The organism is Paenibacillus sp. 01T424 (assembly GCF_056398745.1).
On the sequence record NZ_JBFTPZ010000057.1, the window covers coordinates 15,100 to 38,777 of the forward strand.

At 43.4% G+C, this 23,678-nt stretch carries 16 protein-coding genes; 15 read left to right on the forward strand and 1 reads right to left on the reverse strand.

Annotated elements, in window-relative coordinates:
* The first annotated feature begins 15 nt into the window (after window positions 1–15).
* The 15 genes from AC1DPK_RS30080 to AC1DPK_RS30150 all read left to right on the forward strand — a co-directional run bounded on the left by AC1DPK_RS30080 (window position 16) and on the right by AC1DPK_RS30150 (window position 22,319).
* Window positions 16–1,743, forward strand: coding sequence for a sensor histidine kinase (locus AC1DPK_RS30080; RefSeq protein ID WP_477512556.1), 1,728 nt, complete (start codon window positions 16–18; stop codon window positions 1,741–1,743).
* Between the two features lie 78 nt (window positions 1,744–1,821).
* Window positions 1,822–3,426, forward strand: a complete 1,605-nt coding sequence (locus AC1DPK_RS30085; protein WP_441880558.1) for a response regulator transcription factor — start codon at window positions 1,822–1,824, stop codon at window positions 3,424–3,426.
* Window positions 3,427–3,606: 180 nt separating this feature from the next.
* Window positions 3,607–4,572, forward strand: a complete 966-nt coding sequence (locus tag AC1DPK_RS30090) for a metallophosphoesterase family protein (protein ID WP_477512542.1) — start codon at window positions 3,607–3,609, stop codon at window positions 4,570–4,572.
* Between the two features lie 30 nt (window positions 4,573–4,602).
* On the forward strand, window positions 4,603–6,192 hold the full coding sequence (locus AC1DPK_RS30095; protein WP_477512543.1) for a DUF4091 domain-containing protein: 1,590 nt from the start codon (window positions 4,603–4,605) through the stop codon (window positions 6,190–6,192).
* A 121-nt stretch (window positions 6,193–6,313) separates the two neighbouring features.
* Complete coding sequence (locus AC1DPK_RS30100; protein WP_477512544.1) at window positions 6,314–7,327, forward strand: sensor histidine kinase; 1,014 nt, start codon at window positions 6,314–6,316, stop codon at window positions 7,325–7,327.
* Window positions 7,317–8,753 (forward strand): response regulator transcription factor, encoded by a 1,437-nt coding sequence (locus AC1DPK_RS30105; protein ID WP_477512545.1) that lies wholly within the window; start codon window positions 7,317–7,319, stop codon window positions 8,751–8,753. Before AC1DPK_RS30100 ends, AC1DPK_RS30105 begins: the two co-directional genes overlap by 11 nt.
* Before the next feature lie 291 nt (window positions 8,754–9,044).
* Entirely contained in the window at window positions 9,045–10,358 is a 1,314-nt protein-coding gene (locus tag AC1DPK_RS30110) for an ABC transporter substrate-binding protein (RefSeq protein WP_477512546.1), read from the forward strand.
* An 84-nt stretch (window positions 10,359–10,442) separates the two neighbouring features.
* A complete protein-coding gene (locus AC1DPK_RS30115) occupies window positions 10,443–13,385 on the forward strand; it encodes an extracellular solute-binding protein (protein WP_477512547.1) in 2,943 nt (980 codons plus the stop codon).
* A gap of 18 nt (window positions 13,386–13,403) precedes the next feature.
* Window positions 13,404–14,378: a carbohydrate ABC transporter permease gene (locus tag AC1DPK_RS30120; RefSeq protein WP_477512548.1), complete on the forward strand. Its 975-nt coding sequence runs from the start codon at window positions 13,404–13,406 to the stop codon at window positions 14,376–14,378.
* Between the two features lie 5 nt (window positions 14,379–14,383).
* Window positions 14,384–15,265: a carbohydrate ABC transporter permease gene (locus tag AC1DPK_RS30125; protein ID WP_076271716.1), complete on the forward strand. Its 882-nt coding sequence runs from the start codon at window positions 14,384–14,386 to the stop codon at window positions 15,263–15,265.
* A 20-nt stretch (window positions 15,266–15,285) separates the two neighbouring features.
* Window positions 15,286–17,379 carry a YIP1 family protein gene (locus AC1DPK_RS30130; protein WP_477512549.1) on the forward strand — a complete coding sequence of 698 codons (2,094 nt, stop codon included), beginning with the start codon at window positions 15,286–15,288 and terminating at the stop codon, window positions 17,377–17,379.
* 12 nt (window positions 17,380–17,391) lie between these two features.
* A complete protein-coding gene (locus AC1DPK_RS30135; RefSeq protein WP_477512550.1) occupies window positions 17,392–19,941 on the forward strand; it encodes a DUF5696 domain-containing protein in 2,550 nt (849 codons plus the stop codon).
* Window positions 19,938–20,840 carry a carbohydrate ABC transporter permease gene (locus AC1DPK_RS30140; protein WP_477512551.1) on the forward strand — a complete coding sequence of 301 codons (903 nt, stop codon included), beginning with the start codon at window positions 19,938–19,940 and terminating at the stop codon, window positions 20,838–20,840. The genes AC1DPK_RS30135 and AC1DPK_RS30140 overlap by 4 nt, the downstream gene beginning before the upstream one ends.
* Before the next feature lie 21 nt (window positions 20,841–20,861).
* On the forward strand, window positions 20,862–21,824 hold the full coding sequence (locus AC1DPK_RS30145) for a carbohydrate ABC transporter permease (protein ID WP_305953938.1): 963 nt from the start codon (window positions 20,862–20,864) through the stop codon (window positions 21,822–21,824).
* 135 nt (window positions 21,825–21,959) lie between these two features.
* The gene (locus tag AC1DPK_RS30150) at window positions 21,960–22,319 is read left to right on the forward strand and encodes a hypothetical protein (protein WP_477512552.1); all 360 of its coding nucleotides are present in this window, start codon (window positions 21,960–21,962) and stop codon (window positions 22,317–22,319) included.
* Here the strand turns inward: AC1DPK_RS30150 and AC1DPK_RS30155 are convergent.
* Window positions 22,314–22,655, reverse strand: coding sequence for a DUF2238 domain-containing protein (locus AC1DPK_RS30155; RefSeq protein WP_477512553.1), 342 nt, complete (start codon window positions 22,653–22,655; stop codon window positions 22,314–22,316). The two genes, AC1DPK_RS30150 and AC1DPK_RS30155, sit on opposite strands and share 6 nt — an antisense overlap.
* Window positions 22,656–23,678 lie beyond the last annotated feature (1,023 nt).

The window sequence follows — 23,678 nt, forward strand, 5'->3', positions numbered from 1 at the left end:
AGGGGAAGAACTGTGATGAATCCTAAAGGCTCTTTGCGTTTCAAGTTAACGGTCGGCTTTATTACCATTACGTTGCCTCTAGTCTGTCTGCTGCTTTACAGTAATTACACGGCCTCCAATTCCGTACGAGAACAAGCGGCGGAGTCGAGCAAAAGTATGATCACACTATATTCTAACCAGATCCAGACTGCGCTTGGCATAGAAACTAATTTTCTATACGATTTAGCAACCGCGGATGTGGATATTCTGTCATTGAACAAGATGGTCTACAACTCTAACGAATATACATTGACCAAGATGCGGATCCTGAACAGCTTAAGCCGATATAATCGGTTTGACAGCACTGTAGATATTCAGTTCGCCTATTCTAACGCATATCTTGATCTGATTCATACCAATATCAAAACAGCCTCTTACGATGAAAATCTGGCCATCAAGCAAGGCCTTCAGGACTTGCTTGACACAGTAAAGCCCGGCAGCCCATTATTTTCAGGGTGGAGGGTAGTTAGCTCTGGTAACATACATGGCTTGGTACGCATTGTGGATTCGGGCGCTGGTGTATACTTGGGAGCATGGGTTCGCCTTGAAAAGCTGATGATTCCTCTGGATCTGATTCAGCTGGGAAGAGAAGGCTTTGCTGCTCTTGCGGATAGTGAGGGGAAACTGATCACCGGAAGCTTCGATGTTGGCGGTTTCGCCGATCCTCCTCTTATTGACTTCTACGAGAAATACCAGAGGATTATGGGAGAAAAAGATACCTACATTGTCGTCAGTAATCCAATTATCTCAACGGATGTTACGCTGGCTGCGTTCATTCCGGAAAAGCGAATGCTTCATAATCTTGCTCGTTTTCGTATGATTATTGCTTGGATTCCGGTATTTGCCGTTGTGATGCTCTCTCTCTATTTGATTTATCTTAACGGTATTATTCTCAGGCCGATGAATGAATTAATAAAAGGCATGCGCACTCTCAAAAGAGGGGACTGGGCATATAGGCTGAACAATTCTCCTTCTAGGGAGTTTTATATGGTCAATGAAACCTTCAATGACATGGCGCATCAAATTCAAAAACTGAAAATTAACGTTTATGAAGAACATATTCGAGCTCATAAGGCGGAGCTTAAGCATTTACAGCTGCAAATTAATCCGCATTTCCTGCTCAACAGCATTAATGTGGTCTATAACCTTGCTCAGCTCAAAAATTATTCCGTAATTCAAGCGATGTGCCTTAATCTAGTGAAATACTTTCGCTTTACGACCAAAACGAGCAAGCAGTTTGTTACTCTCTCCGAAGAGATGGAACATATGGACAGTTATTTGCGTATTCAGCAGCTCCGCTTTCCCGAAAGGATAACCTATCGGTTTGTGATGGATGAGGACTCGAAGAAGGTACAGATTCCTCCCCTGATCGTGCAGCCTTTTATCGAGAATGCAATCAAATACGGTTTCGACTTCATGGATGATCCTTTTCATATTGAGATTCATTCCATAATTGATACCGATCAAAAACGTTGCCGCATTCGGATTGTTGACAACGGCAGTGGATTCTCGCAAGAGCTGCTGGACTCCTTACGGAGTGGTCGCTATTTTCATCAAACAAATGACCAGCATTTGGGCATCTGGAATAGCTATCATCGCTTGCAGCTTCTTTACGGCAACACCTTTCGCTTGGAATTCGATAATTGCGCTGACTCCGGCGCTCTAATAGAGTTGGAGATTCCTGTCGAGGCTCCAGTAGATTAGGGTATAGCGTTGACTCGGATTATAATAGACAGGTTTTTGATTCCAATAGATTTATCATGATAGCAGGAGGCGAAGAGCTTGCAGGTTCTGATTGTTGATGATGAGATGTACTCCGTCATGGGGATAAAGGATGCAATCAACTGGGATGCACTAGGTGTCTCTGCGGTATTCGATGCCTATAACATGAGAGAGGCTGTTAAGATCTTTCAGGAGCAAGAAATTCAAATCATGATTAGTGATATCGAAATGCCGAAAAACACAGGAATCGAATTGCTAGAGTGGGTAAACGAGAATTCCCCGAATACGGAGACGATCTTCTTGACGGCTCACGACGATTTTAGGTTTATGCAGCGGGCCGTCCAGCTCAGCAGCTTTGACTATATGATGAAGCCTGTGGAATATGAAGTCTTGGAAGAAGCGATCCGGAAAGCTATTCTTAGTGTGAATAAGAAGAGTGCAGAACTGGTACAGAGCGAACAATACAAGCCATATTATGAGTTGTGGAACAAAAAAAAGACGCTGCTTAGCGAACGCTTCTGGTACGATCTGCTGTCAGAACGTATTGTGGCTAGAGAGAATGACAACTGCAGCCTGCCAGCTGAGTACGGCATAACATTGAAGCCGGATGATCGACTGCTTCCAGTCATAGTCAGCGTAGAAAATTGGAAGCGGGAACTCAGCACGCGGGATGAGGAAGTGATGGAGTACGCCATTCGTCAATCCTCCTCCGAGCTGTTGATTGCCGACTCACGAGGAGAGGTCGTTCAGACCAAGAACGGTGTCACGTTGGCGATCCTCTACTTCTCACCGGAAGAGGAGTCCACGCTTCGTGATCGTATTGGTGATAGATGCAATATGTATATTGATGCTTGCAGTCAATACTTAAACTGTACGGTATCCTGCTACATCGGTGAGCCTGTGAGACTGCATGAGTTAACGGTGATGTATAAGACGCTGTTGTCCATGGAGTACAATAATCTCAGTGAGTCCAATCAGCTGAACTGGCTTAGCAAGCAGAGTCCAGATCCTTTTCCAGATCCTTGCTTGCCTGACTTTACGGCTTGGGCGCTGCTGCTCGAAAACGGCAAAGAAAAAGAACTGGTTCAGCAGCTGAGGAATAGTCTTCAGGAGCTGGCTTCGGATCGACGATTTGGTGCAAACGCGCTGCAAGCCTATTATCAGGGATTTCTGCAGATGATTCACTACCTGCTGCAGAAGAAAGGTCTCTCTGCCCATCAACTGCTTCAAGACACTAGCGTCCCTCAAATGAAAGCGCCTCCGCGTACGCTAGAGCAGATGGAAGAGTGGGGTATAAATCTGATTCAAAAGGTATATTGCTATCTCTTTCAGGAAGAGTCAGTCATTCCACGTCTTAAAGCATTTATTGCTGATCATCTCAGGGAGAATATCACCCGGGAAATGCTCGCAGAATACGTTCATCTCAATCCTGCTTATCTCTCCCGTTTGTTTAAAAAGGAGGTAGGGATGAGTATTACAGATTATTTGCTTAACGAGAGGATGCGGATTGCCAAAGCGTTGATTGCCAGCTCGACAATGCCGATTTCAGAGATCGCTCAATCGATTGGATATAGTAACTTTTCCTACTTCTCTAAAATGTTCAAGCGTGTCTATCAAGCGAACCCCCAGCAGTTTAGGAAGCTTTCTGGCAGCTCGAACAGCTGAATTGTTCGTTGTTTTTCATCGCCGCCCGATTAATTGGGCGGCTTTTTTTTTGCCGCAGCTTATAGAAAGCAATGAAGTCACCAGTCTGTTAGTAGATAGTCATTATTCTGGTAGAGTGAAATGGGCTGTGTTCATACAATTCAAGTACAGCATTCTTTACAGTGAAAGGAGATCAGCCGGATGAGCAATAAAATGAAATTTCGTGAGGATGGTACCTTCGTCATTGTCCAATTCTCCGATGTGGAGTTTATAGACGCGGGAGATTATGACTCGGATACACCGGAATTTAATCGCTTGACAAGGGAGACAATGGAAAGCGTTATCAAACAAGAGAAGCCGGATCTAATCGTATTTGCCGGTGATGTTACAGCTAGTGCCAGAGGAAATGATCCGATTCAATCCTTACGCGATGCTGTCGCGGTAGCGGAGGAGAGCGGCATACCATGGGCAGCTGTTTTCGGCAATCATGATTCAGAAGGAGCCGTTTCTCGTGAGCAAATGCATGAAGAACAGCTAGCCCACAGCTACTGTGTCGCTGAAGCCGATCCACCGAATGTAAGCGGGTCTGGTAATTATATCATTACTCTTCTTGACCAAAATGATGAAACGGCCGCTGCTTTGTATTTCCTCGACAGCGGTGATTATTCTTCTAACCCATCGGTTGGCGGCTATGACTGGATTCGAAGAGATCAAATTGAATGGTATGTCTCCGAATCGCAGAAATTGTCGTCCATTAACAATGATTCGCCCTTACCAGCATTGGCGTTCTTTCATATTCCTCTGCCGGAGTATCAAGAGGTATGGAATAATCAGACTTGTTTGGGACACTGCTTTGATGGAGTAAGCGCACCGGTTATAAATTCCGGTTTCTTCTCGGCGATGGTGGAGATGGGAGATGTAATGGGGACGTTTGTTGGTCATGATCATGCGAATGACTTTAGCGGAACGCTGCATGGTATCCACCTTTGTTACGGCCGATCTACGCGATATGTGAGTTATGTTGATAATGTCCGCAAGGATCATTTTCAAACGGGAGCAAGAGTTATCCGATTAAAGGCAGGCGAGCGGAATTTCGATACATGGATTCGCCAAAATGACGGAACGATTGCGGTTTTGCCTGAGCATTATCCGAACCAATCCGACTAATTATAAAAGCTTGTGCGAGGAGGCTTGTTGATGAATTGGCAAATATTCGATGTGAATGAGTGGGTTTATCCGGATACTGAATTATCAAATGCAGGGGAGAGAAGCATTAATCTAGAGACGGCGCGAGGCACCTATATTGGCTGCCAAATATTGTTGGAGGGGCTCCCTTCTAATGTGAAAATAACATGGGAATATGTCTCGGCCGATTCTGAATTTGTGAAGAATACGTCCATGTATCAGCTCATTGATGTTCAGGTGAATGAGAATACAGGGCCTGATTATTCCACCGTACCTGTAGGCACTCCAGCCGATTATGTAACACGACTTGCGCCGTTCCGTGTATACGATGCTTTAAAGCCGGTCGGCAAGGAATTCCAAGTACGTGCTGAGAAAGATGCCCTATATGTTTGCTGGAAAGTGGACGAATCCGCAAATTCACATCAGCATGTCGGGGAGCTGCGTTTCCATATTGATGGCAATAGCTATGTCATTCCTGTTGAAATAGAGGTGTTTAAAGCTAAAGTTGCCAAAGAGGAAACGCTGTCGATTACGAATTGGTTCTCATTTGGCAATATTGCAAAGTGGCATAACCTCGAAAAATGGTCGGAGCCCTTCTGGAATATGGTTTACCAATACGGAGAAGCAATGCGCAGGACTCGTCAAACTCATTTCTTAGTCGGCATGGAATTGGTTGATATCAAGGAAACGGAAATCGGCAGCTATGAATTTGACTTCTCGCGTGTCGAGACGTTAATCAAAATGTTTCTAGGTCTGGGCTTCACCCGTATAGAAGGCGGGCATATAGCTGGTCGAAGAGGCTGGGACGATTCATTTTTCGTTTTAAACTATGATACCAACATAAAAGCAACAAGCCCGGAAGGCTATACATTTATATCGCAATACCTATCTTCCTGGAACAAGTTCCTTGCCACTAACGGCTGGTTGAGCTTAACCGTACAGCATATTGCTGATGAACCACTTGAAGAGTCGGCTCAAGATTATCGGGTCTTGGCAGGCATAGTTAGAAAGTTTATGCCGGGGGTTCCACTTATTGACGCAATCATACATACGGAACTGGAAGGGGCATTAGATATTTGGGTGCCGACGAATAGGGACTATGATCGTAACAAATCGGCTTACGAAAGAATCCAGGCTGGCGGTGATACGCTATGGTTTTATACATGCTGGAATCCAGGCGGTCATTATATGAATCGCTTTCTAGATATTCCGCTTCTCAAAACAAGATTTCTGCACTGGGGCAATTACTTATACAAAATGGATGGCTATCTCCATTGGGGATTGAATTATTACCTGGAAGGCCAAGATCCATTTGAATTGACGAATCCCATGCTTGCTCCAGGAGTTCATGCCAAAAAGGTGCCTGCCGGCGATACCCATATCGTCTATCCGGGTACGGATGGACCTTGGCTAAGCATGAGGCTGGAGTCGATGAGGATGGGCATTGAGGATTATGAATTGCTTCAACAGATAGCTCAAGCTGACCGTAAAATAGCGGATAAGCTAGTAAACTCCTGCATGACAAGCTTTACAGAAGCAACTACCGATGCAGCAGCATTTCAGCAAGTACATCGACGATTGCTAGAAGCCGCATCCATCTGATTCATACCTTACTAACACCATAACTTCCTGCTAAGCGCTTGATATTTTTATTTATCAGTTTCTTAGTGGGGAGTCCCCACATCATTTTCATCAACCTACGCATGAGAATGGAGCGATAGACGTGTCCTTGCTGCGTAAGCTTTCGATTCGTTCACAGTTATCCATAATCGCGTTATCCATCACCTTTGTCTTATTTTTCATCTTATGCACCAGTTATTTGCAAATGGCTAAGATCATTAGCTCAAACAGTGAAAAATATTCGAGCGAGATTGTAGATATGATCCCTAAAGACGCACTGATGCGCGACATGAACGCGATTCGCTTTTCTTTTATTTGGATATTTATGTTTGGAGCTGTTTTCGCAGCAGTTATGTTCATTATTATTACAAGCAACATTTTGCTTCACAAGAACGATTCCTTAGCGAAAGAGCTTCTGGATACAAATGCGGTGCTTTCCTTCATGCAGCTAGAGAAGAAGAAAGCTGAGCTTGCATACCTGCGCTGCCAAATTAATCCTCATTTTCTCTATAATACGCTGGAAATGATCAAAGGAATGGCTGCAGTAAAAGGGGTTCTTGAGATTAGAGAGGCTGCCGCTTTGCTTGGAAGTATATTTCATTACAGCGTTAAGGGGGGAGGAAATGTTCCCCTGGACACGGAGCTTTCTATCATCGATTCATATTTACAAATTCAAAAGCTGCGTTTTGGTACCCGCTTTAGTGTGATATTTGATATCGATGGTCTTGCCCGCAACTGCCATGTGCCGAAGATGATCTTGCAGCCAATTGTCGAAAATGCGGTTTATCACGGACTAGAGTTAAATGAGAAGCAAGGTTTATTAAGGATAAGCGCAAATCTGGATGTGTACAGAGACTTGATTATCGTCATTGAGGACGATGGTGTAGGGATGAATCAAGCTCAACTGGAGCGGGTCCAATCTACATTGTTGGACTCGGAGCCGAGTGGATTGCTGATAGGCGAGAGAGATAACAGCATCGGTTTTGCCAATGTGAATGTAAGGATCAAGCTGATTTGTGGTTCAGAGTATGGACTTGATATTGCTAGCAAGGAAGGTGAAGGAACTCGGGTAACGGTGAAGCTGTCGACGAAGGGGGAATTTTCGAATGTATTATAAGGTTCTGCTAGTTGATGATGAAGCATGGGTTGCTGAGAGTCTTAAGGCGAGTGTTAATTGGCATGCTTATGGGTTTAAGGTTGTAGGAATGGCTCATAACGGGACAGAGGCACTGACCATGTTTGAAGCTATGCTTCCGGATATCGTATTCACCGATATCCGTATGCCAGGTATGAATGGTCTGGAGCTAATTAAAAAAGCACGCGAGCTTCCGCATAAAGCGCAATTTATTGTCGTAAGCGGCTATGCAGAATTTGCTTATGCGCAGAAGGCGCTCACTTATGGTGCGCTTGCGTATTGCCTTAAGCCGTTCGATGAACAGGATATTATATCGATCCTAAGCAAATTTAAGAAAAATAATGAAGCGCAACATGAGACAGCTGAAAATCCACTTCAATTATTTTTGGAAGAACCAAACGAAACGAATCGCAATAGGCTTACACACAAGCTCGAGCAATATGGCCTAATCGATGGCTTTAATAATGGAGTTGGCCTAATCGTCTGTTCCACTATCGGTAATGAGTCAGTACAGGCTTCAGAGAACTATTTGCAGGTTAAGATCGGAAGATCAAAGTCTCTGTATCTCGTGGCGTGGGCTCAATTGGAGAAGACAATTAATGAAATAAGCAAAGGGATGCCTGATCGGATCCGTGGAATTGGCGTAAGTGAAAAAATAACAGAAATAGAGAAACTAAAGGAATCGGTTGAAATCGCGAATTCATTAGCTGATCATTATTTTATTGCTGGTAAAGCAGCGATATTTCGCAAAAAAAACCCGATACGCAAACCTTTTAACGAAATGCTGAAGAGAATTGATGATGCTATTCGAATAGGTGATATAGCTGCTGCGAATGTTGCTTTTGACCAAGTACTCGTCCTGTTCAGAGAAGGAAGTCTGACTATGACCCATGCACTCCAGCTTTATAATATCGTACTTTCATTCATGTACCAGTTTGGAATTGAGCTGTCCGATAAGATGTTATATAGCAATGAACTGCTGCTTGCTTCTTTTGGCTCTCTATCTGAAATGATTCATTGTTTACGTCAATATGTAAGCAGATATATTCTTGAAGCGACCGAAAACGTCTCACAAGAAATTAGCAATGAAACCTTTAGAGCTATTCTGAACTATGTGAATCAAAATTACATTCAAGATATATCGATACAGAGCTTATCGATCAAGTTTTATACAAACCCTAGTTATATCAGTCAATTATTCAAAAAGGAAGTAGGTGAGACGTTTACAGCATATATCGCCAAATTACGCATTACCTATGCCTGCAAGCTGCTTGGGAATACTAATTTAATGGTGGGTGAAATTGCAGAAAAGGCGGGATATCAGGATTATTTCTACTTCACAAAAATTTTCAAAAAAGTTGTTGGTACCACGCCATCAAGGTTCCGTGCGGAGATGAAGCTCGCGTAGGTGCTTCTTTTATTAGAGGGTATACCTGCTCACGGTGTAATAGTATGTAAAATTTTTAGATAATCTATCGTTATTTATTATGAGATTTGATGGACCTTATCGTTTAGGTTTTTTATGTAGAAAAAGTATGAATTTGTACAGATACCTCGCTTTAAACCAAACTCTTATAATTAGGATTACAACCAAATGTAACCGCTTTCAAATATACTCCAATCCTTATACATTAGGCGATCATTCATTTGGGTTTAGTAAGGAATGTATCCAAAAAATGATATTAAGGGGGAAAGAAGAATGAAGCTAAAATTATTAACGATGATGCTGGTTTTTGCAATGTTGGTATTTACTGGCTGCTCGCAAAATTCCGGATCTAATGCGCCTAAGGATGAGCCAACCCCGGCTCCTACAACGGAGACCGTCGAGGAGACGGCAACGGAAGCGCCACCTTCAACTGCGCCAGTCGATGAGAAGATTGACTTCAAAGGCGGAACGATCCGCATCGGGCAATGGTGGGGAATGGAAAACTATTTGAATGAGGAAGAGAAGGAAATGCAACGCAAAGCAGAGGAAAAATACAATGTGAAAATTGAGTATGTAACCGTACCTTTCGCTGAGATTCAATCAAGAATAGTAACAACTTCCGTAGCAGGGCAGCCTTTTGCCGACATTATTATGATTCCGACGGAATGGGCGATTCCGAAGATGGTTAGTGAGGGGTATCTTCGCAATATTGACGACCTAGTGGATATGAAAGACCCTAACTGGAATCAAGTTATGTTGAAGAATGGCAGCTACGGCGGAAAGCAGTACAGCTTCACTGACAAGGACAATAACGGCAATGGATTCTACTATAACAAAACGTTAATTCAAAAATTCGGTTTGGAAGATCCTTATGAATTGCAGGAAAAGGGCGAATGGACTTGGGATAAGTTTCTAGCGATGACCAAAGCCGCTACGAAGGATGGCGTATTCGGCGTAACTCCTTATGATACAGCTTCGAGCCTAACGCTTCCTTTCATTTACTCCAATAACGGATCTGTAACGAAAGATGACCAAATTACATTTGAGGGACCGGAAGCATTAGAAGCTATACAGTTTGTCTCCGATTTATACAATGTTCATAAAGTTGTGGGCGGATCTTTTGTGGAAGGCAAAGCGCTATTCTATCCTGGAGCTCGTTGGGTTTCAGCAGATTTCAATGGCAGCTTGGCCGATGACTGGGGTTATGTATTCTTTCCTAAGGGTCCTAAAGCAACCGATTATGTTGTTCCAATAACTGTAAACATGTGGCATCTGATGGCGGATGTAGAAAACCCTAAAGCAGTTATGACAGTTTGGCAGGAGCTTTATGAGAGAAACCCTGAAAAAGGCTATGATGGCGTAATTCATGGAGAAGAAGCTAACTTTAGAAGTGAAGAGGGCCTCAATACGCTGCGTAAAATGCTTGGTAACGGAACGGTGATGCAGTTCTTTGCCTATGATGGCTTTCAGGGTTATTTCGATGAAGCGATTAATAATATCATGACAGGAAAAGCGACACCTGCAAGTGAGCTTGCGAGAATTAAACCGCTTGCTCAGGCTGCAATTGATGTGACTTTGAAGAAATAGGATTTGGTTGCATAAAACGCTGCGCGCACCCCAATTCATTACTATGGTTGGGGTGCTGCTCATAAGCGGGAAGGGGGATTCCATATGGCCAACGTCAATAAATATGGAATAGTCAAGGTAGTACTTTTAGTGACGCTATCTGCTGTGTGCATCCTGCCCCAGAGCTTTCAATCAAAGGGGATGTCCACGGTAAAGGCAGCCTCAAATGCTGCTGATACATCTGAAGCTATCTCGGAGCAGATGCTCGGTAGTAAGAGTGAGAACGGATACGACCAATATTTGGTGAAGCATCAGAATGCGCCTAGGCCAGGGCAAGAGATTATCATCCCAGGAGATACCTTTTCTAAAGTGGTAGACATGAAGGCTAACGTCGTTAACGACATGGCTGGATTGGCGGGCAATGCGGTTGAATCGGATGAAACGGGAAGTATCTCATGGGAGTTCGATGTAGCGAATGAAGGCTTATATAATATTGCAATAAATTTTTATCCTATGGAGGGTAAGGGTGCGGATATTGACCGCGAGCTGCTGGTTGATGGAGAAGCGCCGTTTGCTGAGAGCAGAAATTTGGTGTTCGGAAGAGTTTGGACGAGCAAAGCGGAAATTGCACGTGATAAGCGTGGGAATGACACCCATGTCCAGCAGGTAGAGCTGCCGATGTGGCAGGAGACGTACGCACAAAGTGCGGATGGTCGCCACAATGAACCCTATTTATATTATTTTACTCCAGGGAAGCACAGCATCACTTTAGTTTCCGCAAAGGAAAAGATGCTGATTCGTTCTATCAAGCTGAACCAAGTTGAACAAGCAAAGGATTACGAAGCGGTTGCCGCTGAATATGAATCGAATGGTTATAAAGATGCTTCTGATGTCATGATCAAGGTTCAAGGGGAATTAGCGGATTTGAAGTCAAGTCAAGTACTTTATCCGATGATGGATCGCAGTAGCCCGTCTACCGAGCCTTATCATATGTCTCAAATCCGACTCAATACGATTGGCGGCTTCAACTGGGCGGAATCCGGTCAGTGGATGACTTGGGATATAGAAGTGCCGGAAGATGGACTTTATTATATCGGCATTAAATATAAACAAAGCTTTCAACGAGGTATGATTTCTTATCGCAAAATGTATATTGACGGCAAGCTGCCGTTTCAGGAGGCTGATGGCATTGCCTTTGGTTTCTCAACGAACTGGGAAATGAATGAGCTTGGAGACGGGAAGAGTCCGTACCAATTTTATTTAACGAAAGGCAAGCATGAGATTAAGCTTGAAGTGACACTCGGAGAAATGGCATTGCTGCTGCGAACAGTGGAGTCCAGCGTGCTGGATCTAAATTATATTTTCCGGCGCATTATTATGGTGACGGGCACGGTACCGGATGAATATCGGGATTATCAGCTTGACAAAAAAATTCCAGAGATGATTGAAGTTTTCACCAAACAAATGGAAGTGTTGAAATCTATAGTTGAGCGTGTAGAGAAAATATCTGGTGGCAGCAGTGATCGCACAGCTTCATTGAATCGGCTCATTTTTCAGCTGCAAGACATGGTAGATGCTCCAGAGACAATAGCACGCCGGTTAGAGACGTTCAAATCCAATACAAGCTCATTAGGAGATTGGATTTATTCCATCAATTATATGCCTTTATCGATTGATTATCTTGTCATCGCCTCACCTGATAAGAAAATGCCTGCTGTCAAAGCGAAGTTTTTCAAAAGAATGAAGCATCAAGTGGGCAAGTTCATGCTCTCTTTCTTCACCGATTACAATGTGCTCGGTTCGACGGAGAAAGGCAGTAAAAAAATCACGGTGTGGATGACGCAGGGGATTGATCAGGCAAAAATTGCGAAGCGGCTTATTGATGAGTCATTTACTCCTGAAACCGGAGTTGCCGTCGACATAAAAGTGGTCAGTGAAGGCGTGCTCATGCAAGCCATGCTGGCAGGACGCGGTCCTGATGTTTCCTTCGCTCTGCCGGAAGATAAGCCAGTCAATTATGCCTTGCGGAATGCAGTGGAGGATTTATCCAAATATCCTGGGTTCAACAAGGTGAAGCAGCGCTTCCATGAGAGCGCTTTAGTTCCTTATGAATTCAATAAGGGAACATTCGCACTGCCTATTGAGCAGCAATTTCCGGTTTTATTTTATCGGAAGGATATTCTTGAGGAAATGAATCTGGAAATTCCGCAAACATGGGAGGATGTCTTTGAGATTATTCCTGAGCTGCAGAAGCAAAACCTGTTGTTCGGCTTCCCTATTCAGGTTTTGGTGAAAACGGGGGCGAACGTACAAGATAACGCTACATTGCCGGTTAACTTTACATTCGGAACGATGCTGTTCCAAAACGGCGGGGAAATTTATCGCAAAGGTGATAAAGCCAGCGCACTAGATACTGAGGTGTCCGTAAAATCATTTATCGATTGGACGGAATTATATACGACCTATAAGCTGCCGTTAACGACCGACTTCGTGAACCGTTTCCGCAGTGGAGAGATGCCAATCGCGATTGCYGACTATACGAGATTCAATCTCATCAACGTCGTTGCACCGGAGCTGAAAGGACTATGGAATTTCACCCTGGTTCCAGGACTTGAACAGGCTGACGGCACTATTCGCCGGGAAGTGCCTGCAACTGGAACCGCTGCTATTATGCTGAAGGACAGTAAGCATAAGGAGGAAGCATGGTCCTTCCTAGATTGGTGGACCAGCACGGATGTGCAGGCGAAGTACAGTCTTGAAATTGAAGCCATTTTCGGGCCGGCTGGAAGAACTTCCACAGCTAATCTGGAAGCGGTGGCTCGGATTCCTTGGCAGGTGAAGGATTACAACGTATTGATGGAGCAGTGGAAATGGGCAAAGGGATTGCCTGAGGTTGCTGGCGGATATTTCACTGGCCGTCATCTTGACAATGCGTTCCGCAGCGTCGTTATCTCTAACGAGGATCCACGTGAAGCGATAGACCATTATACGAAATTTATTAATGAGGAAATTGTGAAAAAGCGAAAAGAGTTCGGCTTGCCAAACTAGAGAGAGGGGGCGGTTGTATTGTCAGGCCCAAATCAAGCAAGCGTTGAATTGCAGGGTCCAAGCAGATTGAAGAGGCAGCCTAGCGAGAGGCGGAAGAGGCTTGCTCATCTACGGGGCGAGATTAGTGTGAAACGGCATGGGTATGTACTCCTTGCTCCATATTTCATACTCTTCTTTATCTTCACCGCCTTCCCAGTCCTTATGGCATTCGGACTTAGCTTCACGGATTTTAATGTACTTGAAGCGCCAGGGTGGGTGGGTTGGGAAAATTATGCCAACTTGTTCGTCAAGGATGAAGTGTTTCTAATTGCGTTGAAAAATACGCTGCTGTTCGCGGTGATAACCGGTCCGCTCAGCTATATCGTTTGCTTCTTTCTGGCATGGCTCATCAACGAGCTTTCACCTAAGATAAGGTCTGTTATAACGCTTCTATTTTATGCGCCTTCGATTTCAGGAAATGTATATTTGATATGGCAAGTTGCCTTCTCTGGCGATTCTTTCGGCTATATCAACGCATTCCTGATGAAATGGGGATTTATTCTTGAACCGATTCAATGGCTGCAGGATCCCAAATACATGCTGGCGATTATTATGCTGGTTCAGCTCTGGTTAAGCCTCGGTACAGCCTTTCTGGCTTTTATCGCTGGATTACAAGGAATGGATATGACGCTAATTGAAGCTGGTGCGATCGATGGAATAAGAAATCGCTGGCAGGAGCTGTGGTTTATTACATTGCCTTCACTGCGTCCGATGCTGATGTTTGGCGCGGTTATGCAGATTACATCTTCGTTCGCAGTCGCAGATGTGGCAACAAGCCTAGTCGGCTTCCCAAGCCCGCAGTATGCGGGACATACAATAGTAACGCATCTGAATGATTTCGGGACGATCCGTTTCGAGATGGGCTATGCTAGTGCGATTGCAACCGTATTATTCGCGATTATGCTAGGCTCGAACTTGGTCGTGCAGAAATTGCTTCGGAAGGTGGGTGACTAGAGAGCATGAATATAAGCTTTCGTCTGCGTCGAGAGAAGAAACTCAATCGTTCCCTTCCTGTTGATATAGCTCTATTTCTAATATTGCTAGGAGCGGGAGCATTCATGGCAGTGCCTTTCGTTTTCATGATCAGCACTGCGTTAAAGCCTTTGGATGAGATGTTCCTGTTTCCTCCCACATTTATTGTACGTTCTCCGACAGTGGATAATTTTTATGATTTGTTACTTATTTTTTCTGATTCATGGGTACCGCTTTCTCGCTATGTGTTTAATACGGTCTTTGTTGCATTAACCGGCACGGTCGGGCACGTCATTTTAGCTTCCATGGCAGCGTATCCGTTGGCGAAGCTGAAGCTTCCAGGCGGCAATATCCTATTCGGGATTGTTATCCTATCGCTGATGTTTGCATCTCAGGTAACTTCCATTCCCAACTATTTAACGATTACGTGGCTGGGTTTGCTCGACTCTTATTGGGCGCTGATTTTCCCGGCTCTAGCAACTTCGCTGGGGTTGTTTCTAATGAAGCAATTTATGGAGCAAATCCCTGATGCGATAATTGAAGCCGCGAAGATTGATGGTGCGAGCGAGTACCGGATCTTTTGGACCATAGTCATGCCAATGGTTAAGCCAGCGTGGCTAACGCTTATTATTTTTTCCTTTAAAGGCTTATGGGGAACAGGCAGCGGGGGCCAAGGCGCTTCCTATGTGTTTAGTGAACAGTTAAAAACGATGGATTATGCCTTTAGCCAAATTTTGTCCGGAGGATTTGCTCGTTCAGGACCGATGGCTGCCGCTGCGCTCATTATGATGCTTGTGCCGGTCACGATCTTTATCGTGACGCAAAGCAGCGTGATTCAGACAATGTCGACATCAGGCCTGAAAGAATAAAAGAGAAAGGGGGAACGCAATTGGCGTCCATAAGGGGCATTGCATCATTTCTTATCCTTATGTGCTTCATTACCGGCTTCGCTGTTCCGGCTTATGCTCTGCCTGATCACGGATACAACTATTCCTACTGGAAAGAGGCGGAGCCTGCGCCATATCCATATCTGGCCGAGAAGCATGTGGACGGATCGGAGCTTGGTATCGGCCATTTTAATGTTCCGCAGGATTTATTTGTTGCCAAGGATCATCGGATTTATATCGCAGACACAGGAAACGATCGTATCGTCAGCTTAGATGAGAATGGCAAACTTATTCGTACGATAGACGGCTTCGACAATAACGGCAAGAAGGAAACCTTCAACAAGCCCTATGGCGTATTTGTCGATGCTTCACAAAATATTTACGTAGCGGATACGTACAACAATCGGATCGTTAAGCTCAGCAATGATGGAACTCTCATTCAATTGTTCGGAGCTCCTGAGTCCAGTATAATCCCGGAAGGGTTTCAATATTTCCCCTTCAAGCTGTACGTTGATAAGTTTGATCGGATTTACGTGATTGCACAAGGTGCCTTTGAGGGGATTATGGAGCTTGACGCTTCAGGCGGTTTTAAAGGTTATATCGGAACGAACAAAGTGAGATTTAATCCAACTGACTTGCTGTGGAAACGTTTATCGACCAAGGAGCAAGTCGGGAAAATGGAGTTATTCCTGCCAATTGAATTCAGTAATTTGGATGTCGATGATCGCGGCCTAATCTATGCCGTATCTTCGGAGGCTAATTCGAATACACCAATTAAGAGGTTTAATCCCAGTGGGGAGGACATATTGCGCCGTGAAGGCTATTTCCCTCCGATGGGAGACATTTCGGTTATTCGTCTTGACCCCACAAAAAGTGTAGTGAGTGACCAAAAAAATAGAGGAAGCTCCAGATTCATTGATGTAGTATCCGATGAAAGCGGCATGTATAGCGGCTTAGACTCCACTCGCAACCGCATCTTTACCTATGACCGCGATGGCAACCTGCTCTATCAATTTGGGGGAATAGGCACACAGGCTAATAACTTTCAAAAACCGGTTGCCCTTTCAATGCTCGGAGAGCGAATAGCGGTTCTGGATAATGAGATGAACCGGATGACGATTTTTGCGCCGACTCGCTATGGCAAACTAATCCGGCAAGCTGTAAAGGCCCATTATGCGGGCAAGGTGGATGAAGCTGCTGATTCATGGAATAAGGTGCTTCAATTAAACGCTAATTTCGATATCGCTTATATTAGTATGGGCAAAGCGTTTCTTAAGAAAAATGAGAACAAGATGGCCATGAATTATTTCAAAAACGGAAATAACAGGAAGTATTATTCAGAAGCTTTCAAACAATACCGCAAGCAATATGTATGGGAACATTTTGGTACCATTATGACGGTTCTACTCTCCGCTGCCGCGCTCTTCGTTGCAATCCGTATCTATTGGGTCAGAAGAAAGCCGAAGCTCTACTTTGTTGAAACCAATATTGTAAAAGCGCCTTTCTATACAATGATGAGACCTTTCAACGGATTCYGGGAGATGAAGTATGAACAGAAGGGTCGAGTGAAAATTGCGCTGATTATTCTGTTGTTACTTGTCGTGACGATGATTTTGAAGCGGCAATACTCTGGCTTTGTTGTTAATTTCAATAAGCTAAGCACACTTAACAGCGTGGATGAGCTCATCTATATTGTGCTGCCATTTATTTTGTTTTGTGTGGCTAACTGGTCACTGACAACATTAATGGACGGTGAAGGAAAGTTTCTTGAGATTATTACGGCTGTTGGTTATTCGCTGCTGCCGTTCATTATTTTGTACCTGCCGCAAGTCGTATTCAGTAATATGATTACGCATGAAGAAGCCCCTTTTTATTATTTGATTGAGTCTGCAGCTATTTGCTGGTTTTTGTGGTTGTTGTTCGTGGGTATGATGACCATTCACCAATACTCTATTTTCAAAACACTACTGACTTTATTCCTCACCGTTGTAGTCATGGTTTTTATTGTTTTTCTATGCATCCTTTGTTTTAGCTTACTGCAGCAGATGACCACTTTCATACTTTCAATCTATTCAGAAATCAGGGCAAGAGCGTGAGGAGGTGCGTACATGAGTAAGGGAAAGAAACGGACGATATTGATGATGCTCTGCTGTCTTATTGCAGCATCATGCCTATACGAAACCATGTTCAGAAGCGAGATGGAGGCTGCGAACGAGAGTCAGAAAGTGAAGAAAGATAACCACGAAGTGACTATCGCTTCTGAAATGAGAGCACTTCCGGGTGGAATGGGTATGATTGCTGAGAATGAGTATCTGCAGCTATTTATCGATAAGAAGACGACTGAGGTCAGTGTGAGGGAGAAACGCAACGGGCAAGTATGGTCGACCAATCCCATTGATCATGCCAAAGATACGATTGCAACGGCAATTAATAAAACCAATCTAGCCTCACAGCTGATTATTTCGTATTTCAATGACAAAGGGCATGAGTCCTTTATGAACAATGAAGAAGAGAGCATTAAGAAGAATCAGTTTGAGATTGCTCTCGTTGATAACGGCGTCAAAATCACTTACGAAATCGGAAGCTCAGAGAAGGGTCTAAGTTCTATCCCAAAAGCTGTCGGCAAAGAACGGTTTGAAGAACGAATCTTGAACAAAATTGCGGATGAAGCCGTTAGAAATAAGCTTCGTACTCGTTTTTTCTACAACGAGGAGAAGCAGCAGTATGAGCGCAAAAAAATGCAGGATTATGTCGTAAAGGACGTCGTGGCAGTTCTTGAGTCCATCGGCTATACGGCTGAAGATGCACAAGAAGATAACCAGATGGTGGAGAGTGGGGATCAGGCAGAAAATGTAGCACCTCGATTTACTATCCCGCTTATCTACCAGCTTGAGGGTGAGAATCTCATTGCACGAATTGCAACGGATGAGGTGATGGATTCGGACGCATTCCCCCTTCATACGATGCAATTACTTCCATTTTTCGGAGCCGCTGATAATGAGGCTGAAGGTTATATGTTTGTGCCGGATGGATCAGGAGCACTCATTTATTTGAACAATAACAACCATGCAGCACGTGCCTATGAGGTTCCGCTGTATGGCATCGATCAGACACCGCTGCAAAATTCGAGAACTGAGGTTCAATATACACAGGTTTCTAGATTTCCTGTTTTTGGAATGAAGCAAGAGAATCACGCGATGTTTGCCATTATTGAACAGGGCGATGCCCAGGCAACAATAACGGCGGATACGAGCGGCAAGCTGAATAGCTATAACCGGGTAGGTGCCACTTTCAAAATGAAAGATATGGAACCAGTTGTGTTTAGAACGGGCTCGGTTACCAAGCAGGTTCCTAAATACTCGGAGATGTATGATAGTGGCCTTCAAATTCGCTATGCTTTTTTAGAAGACTCTTCTGCTGATTATACGGGAATGGCTAATTACTACAGGGACTATCTAATTAAGCACTATGGCTTGACTCGGCATAAAAGCGGGGGCGACACGCCATTCGTTCTGGAGTTAATCGGCTCAATTCCAGTTCGTAAAAACTTTCTAGGTATTCCTTATCCATCTACTGAAGCGGTAACTACCTATTCACAGGCGATAGAAATACTGGAGTCTTTGCAGCAACGTGACATATCCCAAATCCAGCTCAAATATTCAGGTTGGTTTAACAAGGGCGTTCAGCACAGGCTGCCTTCATCGATCAAGCTGGATTCTATTCTTGGTGGAAAAAAGAAGTTTGAGAAATTATTAAATTATGCAGAGGAAAACAATATCGAGGTATATCCGGACGTTGCTTTTCAGAGGGTTTATGAAAACGGCAAGGGCTTTCAAGCATCAAAAGATGCCACGCGCTTCCTTAATCGTAAATTTGCTAAAAGCTTCGATGATGATATTGTAACAACCAATCCTTCAGATATGCTCTACTATTTGCTCTCACCTCGTAAATTGACGGGTGTGGTAGATAAGTTTCTGAAGAACTATAAATCATTTGACTCCGATGGCGTTTCCTTACGTGATTTGGGAGAGGATTTAAACAGTGATGTTACCTCTCATGAAACCGTTAACCGACAGGAAGCCATAGGGATTATCGGTGATAACCTGCAGAAGATTAAAGAAGAAACCGGGAAAATCATGCTTAGCGGAGGGAATGCTTACACATTGCCGTATGCGAAGACGATCGTAAATGCTCCGCTCACGAGCAGTGAATTTAATATTGCTGACGAAGATGTGCCATTCTACTCTATGGTCTTGCACGGATATGTGGACTATGCCGGAACGCCTATAAACCTCGGCCGTGATCAAGATCAGAGAACCGCCTTGCTAAAAACGCTGGAGACAGGATCCAATGTATTTTATCAATGGTTTTACGCACAGCCTACTATGATTCGTGATACGAAGCTGAACAGCTTATATTCTCCGCATTATGGAGATTGGTTTGAGGAGGCCGTTCAACTATATAACGAATCCAATGCCATCTTAAGAGATGTGCAGGATCAGACGATTAAGGGTCACCGCAAGTTAGCTGATGAAGTATTCGAAACAACGTTTGAACAAGGCAAAAAAATAATAGTGAACTACAATAAATCTGCGGTAACGGTAGACGATATTTCTATTGAAGCACAGGGCTACCGCGTGATCGGCGGTGGATTATGATGAAGCGTAAAAGTCCGACGCTGCAGCAGAAAAAGTCTAGAYTAGGCATTCTTTTCGTAACACCTTGGTTTCTAGGTTTTGTTTTCTTGTTTAGCATTCCATTGTATAAGTCCTTTCTGTATAGCTTAAATACGCTAACTCTTGGTAAGGGCGGCTTCGATACCAAATATGAAGGATTTTCATTTTATAAGCAGCTATTTATGTCGCATCCAACGTTCAATCGAACGCTGATTGAGGCAATTTCTGATATTTTGATTAATGTGCCGTCTATTACGATATTTAGTTTATTTGTCGCAACGTTGATTAATCAGAAATTTAGAGGAAGGATATTTGCGCGAGCCGTATTTTTTCTTCCGGTACTTCTTGCAGCCCCCGTGCTATCACTAGAGAACAGTTCTGAGATGGCATCCATTGCCTCATCGATTACGGGTTCTTCAAGTGAGGATGGAGGCTTTGCTTTTACTAGCTTTGAGCTTCAGCGAATGCTGGTTGAGGCGGGTGTAGGTAATGGGATTATTAGCTACATTACAGGATCAGTCGATCGAATTTATGAAATTATCAGCTCATCTGGTGTGCAGATACTGATATTCCTTGCAGCGCTCCAATCGATCTCACCATCTTTGTATGAAGCAGCGAAAATTGAGGGGACGACCGGCTATGAAGCGTTCTGGAAAATTACTTTCCCGATGCTTAGCCCTATTTTACTGACGAATATCGTGTATACCGTTATTGATTCCTATAGTACAAACGCATTAAGCCAGATGATAACGGATACGGCGTTTCAAACACTTAATTTCAGCCTCAGCGCTGCGATGGCGTGGGTGTACTTTCTTATCGTATCCGTCATTCTACTTGTGACTATGACACTCGTTTCACGCAAAGTATTTTATTACGATTAACAGGCAAAGGGGGGGAATACAGTGAAGCTGGCCATCCGTTCAAGCGCAACAGCTTGGAGAGAACGTGCAAGGCGATTCAGCCTGCTTAATTGGAGTAAGCATTGGAGCTGGGTGACTGTTCGAACGATACTCGTGATCGGTTTTTGCTTTGTGATTTTATATCCGCTGTTTTTCAAGCTATCGGTGTCGTTTAAGGATCGTGTGGATTTGTATGATACGACCGTACTTTGGATTCCGAAAAACTTCACATTAGATACGCTGAAAATTGCTTTTGAGGCGCTCCGCTATCCGAAGACATTCATGAGCTCATTTACGATTGCGGGAGTTTCGACTCTCCTGCAAGTGATTTCCTGTTCTCTGGCGGCATTTGGATTTGCGCGATTGCGCTTTAAAGGGAGTAAGATTTTATTCGGGGGCGTTATCTTTACTATTATCGTGCCTGTGCAAACGATTATGATTACAACTTATCTCAATTATCGTTACTTCGATGTATTCGGTCTTATCGAGTTGTTCACTGGACAGAAGGGGATTAATCTTCTGGACAGCTATTGGCCATTTATTCTTCAATCTGCTACCGGCATGGGAATAAAGAGCGGTTTGTTTATCTTCATTTTTCTCCAGTTTTTCCGAGGCATTCCTATGGAGCTGGAGGAGGTTTCTTACATTGATGGATGTACCGTTTTTCAATCGTTTTACCGCATCATGCTGCCTAATGCCATTCCATCGATCGTTACAGTTGTCCTATTCTCGTTCGTTTGGCAGTGGAATGACAATTATTTCGTCTCTCTATTCCTGACATCAACAGATGTATTATCGACCAAGTTGCCTGTCATGTGGGCTTCCTTCTCTATGACGGACCCACTCTATGCCTATATGGTTAAAAACGCGGGCGAGCTGCTGTTTATTGCACCGATCGTACTTTTGTATATGTTTGCACAGCGCTATTTCGTAGAAAGCGTAGAGCGCAGCGGATTGATCGGGTAAATGATCAATGAAGTATTTAGTTATCTACGCAAAAGACTCGAGCACATACCATCTCAGAAAACACAACGGTCCCAACCAAATTAAAATAAGTAAGGGGGGAGCCGGCATGCTTTGCGAGCATGCCGGCATTTTTATATGAAAGCTGTTATTGCATTCGTTATATTATCTCTGTTCATTCTCTATTTTTTGTTTCAGCCCAGCGTGGAGAGAACCTTACATATAGGGATCAAGTACTGCAAAAAAAAGGCATATGAGGCCGCGCATTTAGTAGCGCTGGATGGTCGCTTAACGGAAGAGGTCAAAGAGGAAATCATTGGTCAGCTAGAGAAAGCTTATTTTCGACGTGATAAAATTGATTTAAAGGGTCCAGCTATTGCAGCTACTCGTGGGGAAATTATTGAAGTATCTTTACAGTACCTACAAGGTCCGCGCAAATTTTCAATCTGTTTGGTAGCGACGAGGAAAGAGATTACTACTACCCCATTACGATTATGAGCGAATATATTGAGGAACGGCCATGAAATGGGTAATGACGGTAATATTACTTACACCAATCTTGATATTATTTAGCGCTTGGAATCTATGAAGACAAAAGAAAACAAGCATCAAAAGATAGGACAGATTTGAAAAACGAAACCACTTATAAGTAAAGACAAGGATAAGGATAACCAGGATAAGCGGTATACTATCAGCTAGCCAATGAGATCGATCAGTGGGTGATAAGGCCATAAGACCAAAAATTAGGATGAAGATGAAGATCATTAATTTTAAAGGTTTATTTCGAGCAAAAGGAATGCTTGTACTTGTCCAATCCAGTCGTTCATTAGTCATGGGAATTTCACTCCTTACATTGGTGACAGTATGGTTCCCGGTTTTAAGAAAGTAAATACAAAACGCTGGCAAGTTATGAATCATCAAATCAAATTTTAATCACCGCAGCAAAAAAGAGTGAATAACGAAGACCGTGGGAGGTGCTAGATGCAAGAGAAGGTCATGTTGTGTTTTTTAAACGGGTAGCTGGGATAGTATTAACAGATTTATCCCAGACAACCCAATTGGAATAGAAGTCATTTAGAGGAGCCAGATGGTAAGTAAGTATAGATATGGTGGAGTAAAGACTTTAATTGCTTATTTGGATGAGGTTCCAGAAGCTCAAGCTCATTAAACGTACTTTTAATGCGGTTGCCTTTCAATCGAATGTACGGTTTTAATTTCTTTGATTTCTTCTTCATGCTAATCGCCAAGACCTCCTGAAGTTTATGATATTAGATTACTTTATGTTTAAGGATATTAGCTCGCTTGTGCATTCGCCAGTGACAGATAAGTTCAATGCCGGGAACATTGTGCTGGATAAGTAGGAAAACCATTTGAATATTGTAATACAACAAAAATCCTCGGCAAATATGGCTGAGGATAAGAGGGTAAATATAATCCTTTAGAGGGGTAAAGTGACAGTCAACAGTGAAAATAGTTGAAAATTCAACAGTTTCAATTCAACTCCGAGGTTATTAGCCTGATGGTTAAAAATGTATTTCATTAGCTGATTCGTTGAATATTGAATTACTATAGGACCCGTATTTAATGTACGGGACCTCTGAAACTAGATTGTCATTCTCTTAACGTTTGATGATAGCACAAATATAACATAACTTTTTTCTTCCTTTTATAAGCTTTAAGTTTTCACAATATGCACATTTCATAGGCACTCACCTCCTGAGTTATTATGTCCGATGGTCGTTAAGGAATATACAGGTAAGTTGAACATTGAAGATTACGGGAGTAGCAAGCATGTTACATTAATCTCAAAGCAGTTTGAAAAGGAAATTTGTAATTACATGAGGAGGATTAAAAAAC

What these genes read in the sequence shown, in the direction of transcription:
- AC1DPK_RS30090 (WP_477512542.1), top strand. Translation starts at nt 3,607, where the DNA reads ATGAGCAATAAAATGAAATTTCGTGAGGATGGTACCTTCGTCATTGTC.
- AC1DPK_RS30095 (WP_477512543.1), top strand. Translation starts at nt 4,603, where the DNA reads ATGAATTGGCAAATATTCGATGTGAATGAGTGGGTTTATCCGGATACT.
- AC1DPK_RS30135 (WP_477512550.1), top strand. Translation starts at nt 17,392, where the DNA reads ATGAGTAAGGGAAAGAAACGGACGATATTGATGATGCTCTGCTGTCTT.
- AC1DPK_RS30105 (WP_477512545.1), top strand. Translation starts at nt 7,317, where the DNA reads ATGTATTATAAGGTTCTGCTAGTTGATGATGAAGCATGGGTTGCTGAG.
- AC1DPK_RS30110 (WP_477512546.1), top strand. Translation starts at nt 9,045, where the DNA reads ATGAAGCTAAAATTATTAACGATGATGCTGGTTTTTGCAATGTTGGTA.
- AC1DPK_RS30155 (WP_477512553.1), bottom strand. Translation starts at nt 22,655, where the DNA reads ATGACTAATGAACGACTGGATTGGACAAGTACAAGCATTCCTTTTGCT.
- AC1DPK_RS30080 (WP_477512556.1), top strand. Translation starts at nt 16, where the DNA reads ATGAATCCTAAAGGCTCTTTGCGTTTCAAGTTAACGGTCGGCTTTATT.
- AC1DPK_RS30150 (WP_477512552.1), top strand. Translation starts at nt 21,960, where the DNA reads ATGAAAGCTGTTATTGCATTCGTTATATTATCTCTGTTCATTCTCTAT.
- AC1DPK_RS30125 (WP_076271716.1), top strand. Translation starts at nt 14,384, where the DNA reads ATGAATATAAGCTTTCGTCTGCGTCGAGAGAAGAAACTCAATCGTTCC.